The organism is Xylanibacillus composti, assembly GCF_018403685.1.
Classification (GTDB): domain Bacteria; phylum Bacillota; class Bacilli; order Paenibacillales; family K13; genus Xylanibacillus; species Xylanibacillus composti.
In genome coordinates this window covers 1-13661 of record NZ_BOVK01000014.1, presented here as the reverse complement: position 1 = coordinate 13661, position 13661 = coordinate 1, and the positions used below count along the sequence as shown (strand labels likewise).

Sequence of the window (13661 nt, the reverse complement as noted above, 5' to 3'; positions counted from 1 at the left end):
AAGGCATCAGCGGTGCTTCCGCTTTGTTGTTTATGTAATTGTGAATATTCCAATAGTCGAAACACCATCAGTATAGCGCAACTTCCATACCTTGGCAAGAGCCTTTATACAAAAAAAATGGATTACTTGACTTGTTCACCTTCTGCGCCGGACCGGGTTCCAAGCGGATGCAGCACATCCAGCAGCGGCCCCAACGCGGCGTCCAGTCGCGAACCCGCTTCCTTCTCGTATTGAATCAAGCTCCCCCGCCAGACAGCCTGCATGACAGCTGTGTGCGGTACGTTCGGAACTACTGCGGTCGGACGCGCCGGCAGTGTGTTCAACCACGGCTTGATGAAGCCCGCGCCGGCTCTGTTGGCAACCCAATAGACTGGCACGCCGTGCCGGACATACGCTTCAAGCTCCTTCGCGTGTCCTTGCGCTTCCATGCTGCCGGCTTTGGCAGGGAACGGGTCCACGTTACACACAACCGCCGATACGCGTGGCAGCAGCTCCTTCACCGCCGTGTCCCCCCAGCGTGTGCCCGCATCGGCAAGCACAAGCTCTTCCTCGCAAAGCTCCAGCATGCGGCGAAGCTGAGCGGCGTCCGCTTTCATCGCGGCAGGGCGCTCATAAGGCAGCGGGTACCAAGAAGTCCCGAATTGCCGCCAGCGCGCTGCCGGTCGAAGCCCGTCCTGATCTAGCGCCCGATCACAAAGAAAGCGATAGCCCCTGGGACTGCGCTCCTCTCCATTGAGCATTCCGAATAGTTCGGCTCTTCCGCCGGGCATCTCGACGACCCCGCATTCCACTCCGCGGCGCGCCCAAGCGGCAGCCAGCGCAAGCGTGATAAACGTGGCGCCGGCACCCCCATACAAGCTGCCGACCAGAACCAGGGACGTGCTGCTTCCCTCATGCGGTTTGACTGACGGCATAGCGAGCTGCTGCATTTCGAGATCGTCAAAGGCGCGCCAGGCTTCTCCGGCAGTTCGATAGCGCAGCTCCGGGTCAGGCTGCAGCAAACGGTGAAGAATGGTCTTCAGGCCTTTAGGCACTTGACTTTGCTCGAAGGCAAGCCCAGCCCGCCCGCTCCGTGCATGCCCGCCGCTCAATAAATAGTATAGCAGCCCGCCTAATTGATATAAGTCGCTGCGTGCATCCACTGGTCTGCCAGCCAGCTGTTCCGGCGAAGCGAACCGGGGAGTGCCGAACCGACCGAGCGTCGCGTTCATCGCCGTGCTTTCAAGCTGTCCGCCGCCTTGCCGGCCCGCGATGCCGAAATCAATCAAGCGGACATAGCCCTGCCTGTCCAGCATGACATTAGAAGGCTTGAGATCGCGATGCATAATATTCGGCCCGCTCTCGTGCAAATAGACAAGCAACTCGCTTAACTGCTTCCCGATCCGTGCGATTTCGCGTACCGGCAGCGAGCCGCCCAGCCGGAACAACCGCTGTTCCAGCGTCTCTCCTTCCACATATTCCATAATGATGATGCCTGCTTCCCCTTCACTCCAAACATCGATCACATCCGGCAAATAAGGATGATCCAGGGTGACAAGCACCTTCGCTTCCCGTTCCCACATAGGCAGCGGCATACCGCCTCCATGAACCAGCTTGGCTGCGCGCAGCTTGCCGTGCAGCTTCAGATCACGCACCAGGTAGACACTGCCTGTGCCGCCTTCGCCTAGCTGACGCAAAACTTCGTAACGCTCCCCAAGCAAGGAACCGATCTTCTTCATAAATGTCCCCCCTCTGTTGAAAATGGCACATTTTTCCTCGATTATAGCTTGCATTCCGGACTGGCACAACCCCTTCCCGGTTTGGAGATATGCAGGTTTAGGGATTACATCGCGCAATCAGGAGCATCCTGCCGCAATTGTATATCCAATGGGGTTCACTTCCTGCCACCCTTCTTCCATCCACCACACGCGCTGCGAGGAAGACTTATGCCGGTTTTCATTTCCGGCCGTCCCCTGTATACTGACAATCAGACAAACAAAAGGAGTGGATATGGAGTATGTCCCAGCCCGCTACGGATGACAAACGGAGCAAACTGTTGAAAAAAAGCATTGATTCGCTCATACAGACTGGCAATCATTCCGGTTTGGACGCGCATCAACAGCGGCTCATGAACAAATTTCTGAAAGAACTGCATCATGCCCAACATGCGAAATCGTCTACCTGATCGCTAATCCATCTTCCAAGCAAAAAAGCTGACTGCGGCGCAATGTCCGCAGTCAGCTTTTCTATCTCAAGCTATATTTTCTTTTTGCTGTTGGGTCTCCTGCGTCGGCGGCTGTTAATCTTCCGCCGGAAGTGGCTGATCTTGGCATACAGCTTATCGTTCTCGTGATGCTTGAACAACTGTACGCCGGGTGCAGTATTCGCCTCCAAGAGCCAGACCTTGCCGTCTTGATCGACCGCCAAATCCAGACCAAGGCAGCGGAGCCCCGGATAAGACTCACTGAGCGCCCCCGCCACATGACGGGATATGGCAATCAGCTCATACTCAATTTTCTCGATCCTATCCTCATCGAAATCAGTCGCAGTCGCCAACGCATGCCGAACCGTAATCGGTTCGCCGCCGCGCGTCCGATTCGTCGTGATCTGTGCCGGCGGGGCCATCTTGCCCATCGCACCCATGCAGTGCCAGACAGAGCCCGGCTTCATAAGCAACACACGGAAATCGATCAGCCGATCCCCGTTGCGGATTAATTCAATGCCTTGCTGAGCAACGTACCTTCGCCCGCGCTTGCGGTGCCGGATCACTCGATACAAGGCTTGCAGCGTAGAAAAATTGCGAACAGGATAGCCTTGCTGATCCAGCGTAAGCTGCTTGTTCGAGCGGGATACTTTCATAACGCCTCGTCCGCCCATGCCGTGTTCCGGTTTGACGTATACGGTATCGAATTCCTCCAATAAATCGCGCAGTGATTGAAGGGAGAGCCGCTCCATCCTCGGCAGTGCGTCTTTCAGCAGCAGTTCATTCATCAGGGCGGAGTGCTTTTCCCATTTGCTTGAGACATACAGCCGGTGTCTCGGTTCCATCCTTATCGCCCTCCTTGGGTTATACTTATGCGAAGGGCGGCTGTACGGTTTGGGCGGTTAGACAGTTTGCTCCGATGATTTGGCTGCAATGGCGTCCGCGACCTGCTGGCCATGGAAGCGTCCGTTCTCAATATATATCACGTTCGCACGACTGCCGGCGGCGACAACCCCCGCGATATAGATGCCGTGCACGTTCGTCTCCATCGTCTCCGGGTTATAGGCCGGCTGACCAGTCTCCGGATCTGTCTGTACGCCCATGTTCCGCAGAAAGCTGCGGTCCGGACGAAAGCCGGTAAGCACGAGCACATCGTCATTAGGAATTTCCTCACGCGTACCGTTCCGGCTGACAATAATCGTGGCGGGGGTGATTTCAAGCAGCTCTGTTTTCCACAGCATGTTGATTTTCCCCTTCTCTGCCCTGCTAAGGAAGACTGGTTTCACCCACGATTTCACACTCTCAGTCAATTCCTCTCCGCGATAGACGACCGTAACATCGACGCCGGCGCGATACAGTTCAAGCGCGGCATCCACGGCAGAATTCCGTCCGCCTATAATGGCAACCTTGCGCCCGACATACGGATGCGCTTCGCGGAAGGTGTGCGCCACCTTCGGCAGATCCTCCCCGGGCACGCCCAAATAGTTCGGCCAATCGAAATAGCCTGTCGCCACGACCACATTGGCTGTCTCATACCGCGCCGCGATGCCATGCCGGTCTTCCGTGTGCACTTCGAATGTCTGGTCCTCTCTTCGAATGACCTGCTTGACCTCCTCGTAGGTACGGACCCGTATCCCGCGCCGGCGAACGACCGTCGCATAATATTCCAGACCTTCCCGGCGGGATGGCTTGTCATTCGGCGTCACGAAGGGAACGCCGCCTATCTCCAACAGGTCAGGGGTACTGTGAAATTGCATAAATGTCGGATATTCATAGATCGATTGCACGATGCAGCCTTTTTCGATCACCAGCGGCTCGATGCCTTTGTCCTGCAGCGCTGCAGCGGTTGCCAAGCCGCACGGTCCTGCGCCGATAATAATCGCTTTTTCCATGGTTCCGCCTCCCCTTGATGTCTCGATTTCTCTTAATCTCTTCCCTTCTAATCTCTTACCTTCGCCCATGGCCGGTCATTGAACCATTCCAAATCTGCATGTACATCATAGGCGCGCTCAATCAAGTCGCTCGTGACAACCTCATGCTTCGTCCCTGCCGCCTCAATCCGTCCCGAACCGAGCAGCAGCACATGCGTAAATAAAGGCATAATTTCTTCGATATGATGCGTGACATACAAAAATTGCGCTCCTCTATCACTCATTAGCTGCAAATCAGCCAAAAAACGCTCGCGTTCATACAAATCCAGCCCGGAGCATGGCTCGTCCAGTATCAGCAGCTCCGGATTTGCCATCATGGCTCTGGCCAGCATCACCTTCTTGCGCTCGCCCTGGGACAACGTCCCGAGCGCTTGATCGGCCAAATGCCCGATTCTCAGCTCGGAAAGCAACGATCTAGCACGATGTTCTGTCTCTTCTGCCACGGCTTGATAAAGCCGCAGGTAGGCATGAACGCCGCTGGCCACTACTTCCCATACCGGATCGCGCAAGGCGAGCTTATCCATCAGCGATTGGCTGATGTAGCCGATGCGCTTGCGCACCTCCCGTACGTCGCATTGACCATAGGTCTCGCCGAGCACTTGAACGGTGCCGGATGTCGGAAACAGATAGCCGTTAATCATTTCCAGCATCGTCGTCTTCCCGGAGCCGTTGCGGCCAAGTATGACCCAATGCTCGCCCCGGTTCATCGTAAAGGTAACATTCTGCAATATGGTGCGGTTTTCCCGCTTCCAGGTGACCTGATCGAACGCAATCATGACATTAACCCCTTCCGAAATCATCGCTCCCCGGCAGACGCTCTTGCTTGCTGCCCGATCGGACCTGCGCCAGTTCGAGCAGCAGCGCATCCGGGATCGGACCGTTATGCAAAGCAACATGCTCCGGCTTTGAAGCATACAGCAGCTGGTACATATTGAAACGGCCGACCACACTGGATGTGTGCAGGTAAATATGGTCGGGGTACCACCCTCGATCCACCATATGCCGCACAATATCAAACCCAGTAGGTTCGCCCCAGCCAAGATCGTGATCAAGCGATAAGATATGCACGGCGTACGACTCCAGCAGCAGCAGGCATTCCTCCGCGCTGCGGGCCAATGTGAATCCATCAGGGCAGCGTCGCTGATCGTCCACATACACATTCAGCTTGCCATCCATCCAAGAGTCGCTCCCTTCCCCGGCCGTGTCAAGTTATCCAGGCATGCAGCAGTTCCAGCTCATCCCGGTGGTTCCGTTCCGCCGTTACCGGCGTCTCCAGCACCATGGGCAGCTGCTCCGGCCAAGCGCTGCGCAAAAATTGCCTAAATCGCTCCTCGCCAATAGCCCCGAGTCCGATCTGCGCATGCCGGTCCCTTCTTGCCCCATGCCCGTACCGGGAATCATTCAAATGCACGGCAGCCACATGCTGCATATACCCAAGCTGCTTGCCGCGCTCGAACGTCTGTGCCCAATCGTCTTCCTGCCAAAGTCCGCTGGCAAAGGCGTGGCACGTATCCAGGCAGAAACCGATCCGGTCCGCATGCCTCGACAGTTGACGAATGTGTACATGCTCTTCAAAAGCCGTGCCTTTCTCTGCGCCTTCTCCCGCCATATTTTCCAGCAGCAGCAAGGCTTTCCCTTCGAACCGATCCAGAACCTCATCTATACATTGTAAACTATTTTTATAACCTTGCAACGGGTCTTTATTATGAAATTTGCCAAAATGAACGACGACTCCCAGGGAACCGCAGGCTTCCGCAATAATCAGGTCATTGACAAGCGAAGCAACCATGCCTGCCCGCTGCTCGTCCGGTACCGCAATGTTGATCGGATAGGCCGAATGGGCAATGGAACGAATGCCGTGCTCCTCGCAGTACTGGCGGCAGCGCTCGGCATCCTGTTGGTCGAAGGAAAGCTTCAGCGCAAGGCTGCGCGGATTTTTCGGAAAGTACTGGAAAGCCCTGCCTCCAAGCTGATGAGCGAACCGCGCAGCCTCTTTATAGCCGCGCCTGGTGCTGACGTGACTGCCGAACAGCATTGGTCATCCCCTCCCTTAACGCTGGCATTCCGGACAATAAAACAGCTTGCGCCCGGACAGACTTTCTTTCATTATGGCAGTGCCGCAGCGGGCACACGGCTCACCTTCCCTGTCGTAAACCTGGCAGCGCTCATCAAATCCGCCTGTTAAGCGGTCACCTGTATACAGCGGGTGCTCCATGTAACCGCCATATCGAACGGCTGCCAGCAGAACGCGCTGGACAGAGGCATAAAGACGTTCCCAGTCTTGCCGGACAAGCGAGGGACAAGTTCTCGATGGACGAATACCGGCATCGTAACAGATTTCGTCTGCATAACAGTTCCCGATCCCGGCGATGACCTGCTGATCTACAAGCTGCGACTTGAGACGTCCCCGCTTCCCTGCCATGCGATTCATCCATTGTTCCAGGGACATGGCCGGCTGAAGCGGTTCCGGACCAAGCGGCTGGAGCCGTTCCTCAAGAGCGGATGCATCCAGCAGATGCAAGTACCCCAGCCGCAGTCCGATGAAATAGAGCGAGCCTTCCCTCGTGTCCAGGCGCACTTGGATCGTCCGTTCGGGGCGGTCCGCTTCTGAGCCCCAGAACATCCAGCCGCCCAGCATGAGATGCAGCAGCAGATGATCGCCCGAATCAAGGTCAAAAATCAGATGCTTTGCCCGTCGCCGGATGCTGTTCACTGTACGTCCCCGAACACGCCGGGTGAATGGTTCTGGCGGTACGTTCAATGATTTCTCGCGGCCTATGTATACATCTGCAAGCGTACGTCCAACGAGCTGTTCCGCCAACAGCCGCCGATACGTTTCCATCTCCGGCAATTCCGGCATGGCTTTGTCCGCTCCTTTCCTGACTGCCGTTGTCTGTACTCCCGTTAAGAAGTGCAGATTGCGCCAAGCGCACGACAAGCTCATGTGTTACAGATACGCAGACAGTCCCGCCGACTGCGGCCAAAGCCAATCGTCTGCGGGACTGCCGGTTCTGCTTAGGTTGCCCTAGGCAAGCGCAATTTATGGATAAATTAAAATGGTTGCCCATACAAGGAAAAGGTCTAGCTGGTCCTCCTCCGATTCGGCCGCGGAACACCTGCTTATCCGGTTTGCTCCTTGGACGCTGCGGCCTTCCTTCGCAGCCGCTCTACACGTTTAACCAAGTCGGCAAGCTGCGCCCGCTGCTTGCCGCCGTCACGTCCGCGGGCAAGCGTCATTCGACGCAGTGCCAGCTCCTTCGCTTCTTCCGCAACCTGCAGAGCGCGCGACAGGTCCTTGAGCCGATGCTCATAAGCCATGGCCAGCTGCACCCTGGCTTCGATCCCGTCGCTTGAAGCAGCATCATCGGCTTGCAGGCTTTCTTCCCACAGTTGAACAGCTGCTTGAAGCGCCCCCTTCTTCTTCAGAACTTGGGCCAGTTCAAGCTGCAGTCCCCGCCTTTCCTCAGGATGCAGTTCCAGTAAGTAAGCGTACGCTGCATCTGCCCGTGCTTGCATGCCTTGATTCTCAAACCATACGCCCGCCCTGAACACTTCAGTCGCTTCTAGCGAGCGGAAGGGCATCGTTCCGGCAGCCAACGCTGCAAAATGCGCAGCCAGCAAATTGAGCGTGAGGATATCCCATTCGTTGTGACGGAACACGCCTTCCAGTATGGCGGGCTCTTGTTCTGCCAAGTACTTCACATAAAGCTCGGGTGCTAGCGAGCCGGGCACATCCTCATGGCGGTAGACACCCAATCGTCTCTCCTCCACCATGCTGAGCCTGCAGGTGGGCAGCGTCTTGCGGTAAAGGCTTCGAGACGGGTACAGAAAGTCCAGGTGCGCGAACCGGTCGAGTCCGCTCACAGCCATTCGGTGCATAACGAAGCGATTGCGTACGACCGGCCAATCGAAGGTCCGGCCGTTATAGGTAACCAAATGTGTATACGATGCCAGCATGCTGTCCAGTTCATGCAGCATCGCACGCTCCTCGGCCGGATTGCGGATCAGCATCTGATCCACGATAAAAGCTTGTTGCCGGAAATAGCCGATGCCGACCATGAAGGGAACGTTCCCGGCGCCTACGCCGAGCCCCGTTGTCTCCGTATCCAGAAACAGCATGCGCTCATACAAAGGCGGGCCTTGCTCCTCACCATTCGGATCTTGTACAGGGTGCGCGCCATCTTGCCGGCTCGGCTTCGTTCCCGCCTTCCCGCCAGGCTTGACAGCTACCTGTTCCAGCACTTCCGCGAAGCCGAGCAGATCACCCAGCCTCGCATGGCCATGCACGTGGTCGAGCGGATATACGCGCCTGCGACGAATGAAGCTGCCCCGGGCATTCACGGCTAGATGCGCTTCAAAAGGCGTCCATTCAGGCAGCTCCTCTATGCGCGCCCCTTCGTCTCCCGAAGGAACGCGTTCGCCTGCCTGCCTCTTGATCGCCTCCGCTAACACGCTCTCTGCGTCAGGATTGGCCAACTCTGGCGCCTGTGCGCGCTGCCGCTGCTTGAACAGCTGATCGCGAAGCCTCATGCTCTCTCCTCCTTGGTCGCCGCCAACAGTTCCATGGCAAGCGATTTGCCGGTTAATCCCACTTCTTCAATCGGGCCTACGCAAGCGGGACAGCCGCTTATGCAAGTGCAGGCTGTTATGTGAGCCCGCGCCTTGTCCAGCAGCTCGCCATGCACCTCGTACAGTCGTTCGCTCAGTCCGATGCCGCCGGGATAGCGATCATAGAAGAAGATCGTAGGCCGCTTCGTATGCACGGCCTTCACCTGCGGCACAACGCGAATATCCAGCGGATCGCACATTAAATACAGCGGAGCTATATGTACAAGTACATTCGCCAAGCCGAGCAGGGCAAATTGGAGATCGTTCGCGCTGCGCCCCTCGCTGAACTGTTCGTCGAAGGAAAACCAATAGGAAGTCGTGTGCAATTCCTCCTCCGGGAGATGGATCGGACCGGCTCCGATATTCTCATGCGTGCCCAGCTTGATCTTCTTGAAGATCGTCGCCTTGGCGTTCACAGTCACCTCCCCGAAGCAGCGAGTCAGCACACCGTTTGTCTCTTCGCGATCCGTATGCAGCACCTTGAGCTGAACAGCTAGATTGGCATCTGTGTAATAATCCACGCTGACTTGTCGGACAAATGCTTTTTTCTCCTCGAAATCCAGCTTCTCGACTTGGTACTGAACTCCTTCATGCATGTATATCGCCTCCTCGTGCAGCAGCGTGGGGGCGCTGAAACGATCAACCTCGCCTATGACCCGGCTTCCCTCTGACATATCGATAATGACGAAGTTTTCCTGCGCCGCCGCCCGAAGCGAAACGTTATGGGCCGGGAATGACTGCTCCATCCAGTACCATCTGCCGTCCGCATGATGCAGCGTGCGCTCCTCCGTCAGAAATTCCAAAATATCGGCAATGGATGCGTTGCCGAACGACTCGCCCTGCTCGAATGGAAGCTCGTAGGCCGCGCATTTCACCTGATCCAGCAAGATCATCAGATTGTCCGGATGAATCAGGGCATGCTCGGGAGGACGATTGAAAAAGAACTGCGGGTTTTGGATCATATATTGATCGAGCGGGTTGCTGCTGGCCACCATGAAGGTAATCGAGCTTTCTTGTCTTCGCCCCGCTCTTCCCGACTGCTGCCAAGTGCTGGCAACCGTACCCGGATAACCGTTCAGCACGCATGCCTGCAGCTGGCCGATGTCTATGCCGAGCTCCAGCGCATTCGTGCTGACGACGCCGCGAATTTCGCCGTTGCGCAAGCCGCGCTCGATCTCGCGCCTCTGCTTGGGCAAGTATCCGCCGCGGTAGCCGCGAATGGACTTGGCCCCCAGCTCATGGCGAATAAGTTCTTGCAAATAGGTAAGCAAGATTTCCACACGCACTCTGCTGCGCGCAAAAACGATCGTCTGAATGCCCTGCCGCAGCAGCATCCCTGCGATCTTCTTCGTCTCGAGCACGCTGCTGCGGCGAATGCCCAGCTGGCGATTGACGACCGGCGGGTTGTAGAATACCACGTGCTTTTCTCCGGCTGGCGCACCGTTGTTGTCGACCAGTTCGGCCCGCTCGCCTATGAGTCGTTCCGCATGCTCCTTCGGATTTGCAATCGTTGCGGAAGCACAAATAAATTGGGGAGAAGAGCCGTAAAACCTGCATATCCGCTTCAAGCGCCGGATGACGTTCGCCACATGGCTGCCGAACACCCCTCGATACGCATGCAGCTCGTCAATGACGATATACTTCAAATTCTCAAACAGCTTGACCCATTTCGTATGGTGGGGCAGGATGGCAGAATGCAGCATATCCGGGTTCGTCACAACGATATGGCCTGCATTGCGTATGGCCTGCCGAACGGTTGGGGGCGTATCGCCGTCATAGGTATGCGTCTTGATATCCACATCCATGTAATCGACCATTTGCTGCAGTTCGGCCACCTGGTCCTGCGCCAGCGCCTTCGTCGGGAACAGATAAAGCGCCCGCGCTTCATCGTTGTCCAGAATCCCCTGCAGCACCGGAAGATTGTAACACATCGTCTTGCCCGAAGCCGTAGGCGTGACGGCAACGACATGATGGCCGGCGGCAATCGTCTCGAAGGCCTCGGCCTGATGCACATACAGCTCATCAATGCCCTTCTGGCGCAGCGCGTCTTGCAGCTTCGGATGGAGCTGGCTCGGAAATGGCGCTGTTCTCGCTGGACGCGGCGGTATCGTGTGCCAGCACGTGACGTTGGCCATCAGCTCGCGATTGGTCCTCACTTGTTCGATCCATTGTTGGATAGACGATACCTTCCCCGTAAGTCGATTCATATCCAATATCCTTTCCCCTATATGTAATAAGCGCTTACTTGCTGTCTCTCTGCACGCTTCATGCCGGCAGGCCGCTTCGCTCGCAATCCGTTTCCTCAAAAGCAGCCGCACCCACCTGTCTTCTCCTACTTATTTTACAGAATATACGTTCGCCTCGCAATGGTAACTTCGACTATCTCCCCAGCTCGAGGCCCATACAAAAAGGCCGTCCCAAGTCATGCGGTTGACTCGGACAGCCTTTGCTGCCTGCCTCTTTATGTGGCTGAATCGTCGTAATCATAGCGGAACCCGTCTTGCATAACCCTTGTCTGGCCGTCCTGCAGCGACCCGCCCTGATGCGGCGTCTGCTGCAGCTTGTTCAATACTCCTCTATAGTTTAACGCAGTCTGATAACTTACACCGTTGTTAATGCCTTCCTTCAATGCTTGCTCGATGACTGCCAAATCTTGTGCATCCAGCTCCATACTTACCGCCTCCATTATTCTCGTCCATGTCGTAGTGTAGGATGTGCGGCTGTGTTCTTTTCTATGCAAACATGCATGCAAACAGCGCGTGAACGCTTCATTTGCTTCCCTCCCCTCCTATTTGCTTAAATAGAGTAAGGACACAAATGAATGAAGGGAGTTGCCTGCAATGTCAGATCTAAAACAAATCAAGCAAATGCGCAATCCGGACTATCCGATTCTTCCGCTGTTTTTGGAGCGCTGGAGCCCGCGCTCATTCGAGATCCGGGAAATTCCCGAGGACGTGCTTTACAGCCTCTTCGAGGCGGCGCGATGGGCCCCTTCGGCCAGCAACCTGCAGCCTTGGCAGTTCATTATCGCCCGGACGTCGGAGGATAGAGAACGATTCCTTTCCTTTATTCTTGAAGGCAACACGCGCTGGTGCAAGCAGGCTTCCGCATTCGCGCTGCTCGTGTCAAACAAGCTCAAGCCGGACGGCGGCGACAACCGGAACAACGCTTTCGATGCCGGCACCTGCTGGGGTTATCTGGCGCTGGAAGCGGCCAATCAGGGGTTAGCCGCTCATGCCATGGCCGGTTTCAATGCGGAAAAAGCAAGAGAGACGCTCGCCATCCCGGAACAATACGAGCTGCATTGCGTGATCGCCATCGGGTATAGAGCATCTGCTGATCAGCTGCCCGATGATTTGCGGGAAAGAGAGGTGCCTTCCGGACGACGTCCGCTTGAAGAGACGCTGCATGAAGGAAGGTTTGGCGCTAAACCCGAATGAATGGCGGTTGCACGTTGATGATGGATGAGCGATTTCAGGAGCTAGTCCGCCCGGCATTCAAATATAGGGCGGCTCGTAGCCCTTCTTCCGATAGCCTGCGCGCTGGCTGATGACCCGCAAGTTCCGGTCCAGCTTCACATCCACGCCAAAGGACAGCTTGTGCCTGTGGCTGAACCGCACATCGCTCCACTTGACTTCGTAGCCATCCTCGTTTTCCTTGCAGGAAACGTGGATGCGCTGCGCAAATTGCAGGAAGGCCCGCACCCCGTCCATCCCTCTAGTTGCTTGAATGGCCGGATTGTCATCCTGCTCCAAAATTTCCTGCGATTCCATGCGGCCTTTGCAGACTAGTCCCACTTGAAATCTGCCGTCCTGCTCCACAATATATTGCCAGCGGAACCAGTTGAGTGTCGGTATCAGGTGGCAGCTTCCATAGATGCCGTAACGCTTCCGAAACGTAACGAGCGAATGCCGGTGATGCAGCGCGCGAAGCGCAATGTACGCGAAGGTACTCGCGTAGACAGCTGCAAACAAGGGGCCAGGCGGCCAGTCTGTCACTAGCCATGCCGCCAATCCGGCAGCATGAAGCCCGAACAGAAACGGCTCGTACAGACACAAGATGTCAAGATGCACCCACTTGCGGGTAATCGGCCGAAAGCACTGAACGCCGTACGCATTGAAAGCATCCAAAAATACATGAAAGCAAACGGCCGCCATTGTCCAGGCAAATAGATGCAGCCAGCCATCCTGTACGCCGAATATCCATGCCAGCGGCAAGCTGACCAGTACCGGCCAGACGAATAAGGCGGGCAAAGCATGCGACAAGCCGCGGTGATGCTTTAAGTACGCCGTGAAGCCTTTGAGCCTGGTCAAGGTATCGAAATCTGGTGCATGCGAGCCGATCAACGTGCCTGCCAAGACGGCATGCGCCAGCTGGGGCTGGCCCGCAACAACCGGGTCCAGCATCGCCAATCCGGCTAATGTCGCTCCAAACAGCAAGTGGCTGCCTGTGTCCATGTTTGCTCATTCTCCTTTCGGTTCCCTCGGGGGACTGCCATTTGGGTTCCATTATAAGTCGAGATTGTCACCGCAAAGCGCCTTTTTTGTTAACGGAGTGTCAGATTGCGAAGGAGATGCCGCCCTCATTCTCCCAGCATAGCGATGTACGGAGTGTGACATCTTATAAGTGGCCTGAATCGCTGCTGCAAGGAAGCGACGCCAACCCTTACCATATTCAAGGAGGATGCATGCCCATGGCAAAACCGGACAATCGCGCAGACAATGCGGAGAAACTGCAGGATATGGTACAGAATACATTGGAAAACGCCGAGGAAAGCGAAGAATATTTGGCAGAGTTTGCCGATGAGCTTCCCGCTTCCCAAGTAAGGCACATGCGCGAGAAGAATGAGCGTCGGCGCCAAAGTGTAGAAGGCTTCCGCGAAGAAATAAAGGATGAGGCGAGCGATCACTAACAGGCCATAATCGAGTAGGAGGGGGCGG

At 56.0% G+C, this 13661-nt stretch carries 14 protein-coding genes; 2 read left to right on the top strand and 12 right to left on the bottom strand.

The window, feature by feature from the left end; translation table 11 throughout:
* Nucleotides 1–122: 122 nt before the first annotated feature.
* The 11 genes from XYCOK13_RS05355 to XYCOK13_RS05305 all read right to left on the bottom strand — a co-directional run bounded on the left by XYCOK13_RS05355 (nucleotide 123) and on the right by XYCOK13_RS05305 (nucleotide 11392).
* A complete protein-coding gene (locus XYCOK13_RS05355; RefSeq protein WP_213410863.1) occupies nucleotides 123–1718 on the bottom strand; it encodes a serine/threonine-protein kinase in 1596 nt (531 codons plus the stop codon).
* Nucleotides 1719–1966: 248 nt separating this feature from the next.
* Nucleotides 1967–2146 carry a hypothetical protein gene (locus tag XYCOK13_RS05350; RefSeq protein ID WP_213410862.1) on the bottom strand — a complete coding sequence of 60 codons (180 nt, stop codon included), beginning with the start codon at nucleotides 2144–2146 and terminating at the stop codon, nucleotides 1967–1969.
* An 89-nt stretch (nucleotides 2147–2235) separates the two neighbouring features.
* Nucleotides 2236–3027 (bottom strand): YheC/YheD family protein, encoded by a 792-nt coding sequence (locus XYCOK13_RS05345; RefSeq protein WP_213410861.1) that lies wholly within the window; start codon nucleotides 3025–3027, stop codon nucleotides 2236–2238.
* Between the two features lie 57 nt (nucleotides 3028–3084).
* Nucleotides 3085–4074 (bottom strand): YpdA family putative bacillithiol disulfide reductase, encoded by a 990-nt coding sequence (locus XYCOK13_RS05340; protein WP_213410860.1) that lies wholly within the window; start codon nucleotides 4072–4074, stop codon nucleotides 3085–3087.
* A 47-nt stretch (nucleotides 4075–4121) separates the two neighbouring features.
* Nucleotides 4122–4889, bottom strand: a complete 768-nt coding sequence (locus tag XYCOK13_RS05335) for an ABC transporter ATP-binding protein (protein ID WP_213410859.1) — start codon at nucleotides 4887–4889, stop codon at nucleotides 4122–4124.
* A gap of 4 nt (nucleotides 4890–4893) precedes the next feature.
* Complete coding sequence (locus XYCOK13_RS05330) at nucleotides 4894–5289, bottom strand: cyclic-phosphate processing receiver domain-containing protein (protein WP_213410858.1); 396 nt, start codon at nucleotides 5287–5289, stop codon at nucleotides 4894–4896.
* Nucleotides 5290–5317: 28 nt separating this feature from the next.
* Complete coding sequence (locus XYCOK13_RS05325; RefSeq protein ID WP_213410857.1) at nucleotides 5318–6148, bottom strand: deoxyribonuclease IV; 831 nt, start codon at nucleotides 6146–6148, stop codon at nucleotides 5318–5320.
* 15 nt (nucleotides 6149–6163) lie between these two features.
* Nucleotides 6164–6973 carry a bifunctional DNA-formamidopyrimidine glycosylase/DNA-(apurinic or apyrimidinic site) lyase gene (gene mutM / locus XYCOK13_RS05320; RefSeq protein WP_213410856.1) on the bottom strand — a complete coding sequence of 270 codons (810 nt, stop codon included), beginning with the start codon at nucleotides 6971–6973 and terminating at the stop codon, nucleotides 6164–6166.
* A 260-nt stretch (nucleotides 6974–7233) separates the two neighbouring features.
* Nucleotides 7234–8643: a ribonuclease H-like domain-containing protein gene (locus XYCOK13_RS05315; protein WP_213410855.1), complete on the bottom strand. Its 1410-nt coding sequence runs from the start codon at nucleotides 8641–8643 to the stop codon at nucleotides 7234–7236.
* A complete protein-coding gene (locus XYCOK13_RS05310; RefSeq protein WP_213410854.1) occupies nucleotides 8640–10928 on the bottom strand; it encodes a DEAD/DEAH box helicase in 2289 nt (762 codons plus the stop codon). Before XYCOK13_RS05310 ends, XYCOK13_RS05315 begins: the two co-directional genes overlap by 4 nt.
* Before the next feature lie 254 nt (nucleotides 10929–11182).
* Nucleotides 11183–11392 (bottom strand): hypothetical protein, encoded by a 210-nt coding sequence (locus XYCOK13_RS05305; protein ID WP_213410853.1) that lies wholly within the window; start codon nucleotides 11390–11392, stop codon nucleotides 11183–11185.
* A gap of 169 nt (nucleotides 11393–11561) precedes the next feature.
* On the opposite strand from XYCOK13_RS05305, the gene XYCOK13_RS05300 reads away from it, so the two are divergent.
* Entirely contained in the window at nucleotides 11562–12161 is a 600-nt protein-coding gene (locus XYCOK13_RS05300) for a nitroreductase family protein (protein WP_213410852.1), read from the top strand.
* Between the two features lie 57 nt (nucleotides 12162–12218).
* Here the strand turns inward: XYCOK13_RS05300 and XYCOK13_RS05295 are convergent, their stop codons facing one another.
* Nucleotides 12219–13178: a metal-dependent hydrolase gene (locus XYCOK13_RS05295; RefSeq protein WP_213410851.1), complete on the bottom strand. Its 960-nt coding sequence runs from the start codon at nucleotides 13176–13178 to the stop codon at nucleotides 12219–12221.
* Between the two features lie 236 nt (nucleotides 13179–13414).
* Here XYCOK13_RS05295 and tlp point away from each other — a divergent pair, with 236 nt between their 5' ends.
* Complete coding sequence (gene tlp / locus XYCOK13_RS05290) at nucleotides 13415–13633, top strand: small acid-soluble spore protein Tlp (protein WP_213410850.1); 219 nt, start codon at nucleotides 13415–13417, stop codon at nucleotides 13631–13633.
* Nucleotides 13634–13661 lie beyond the last annotated feature (28 nt).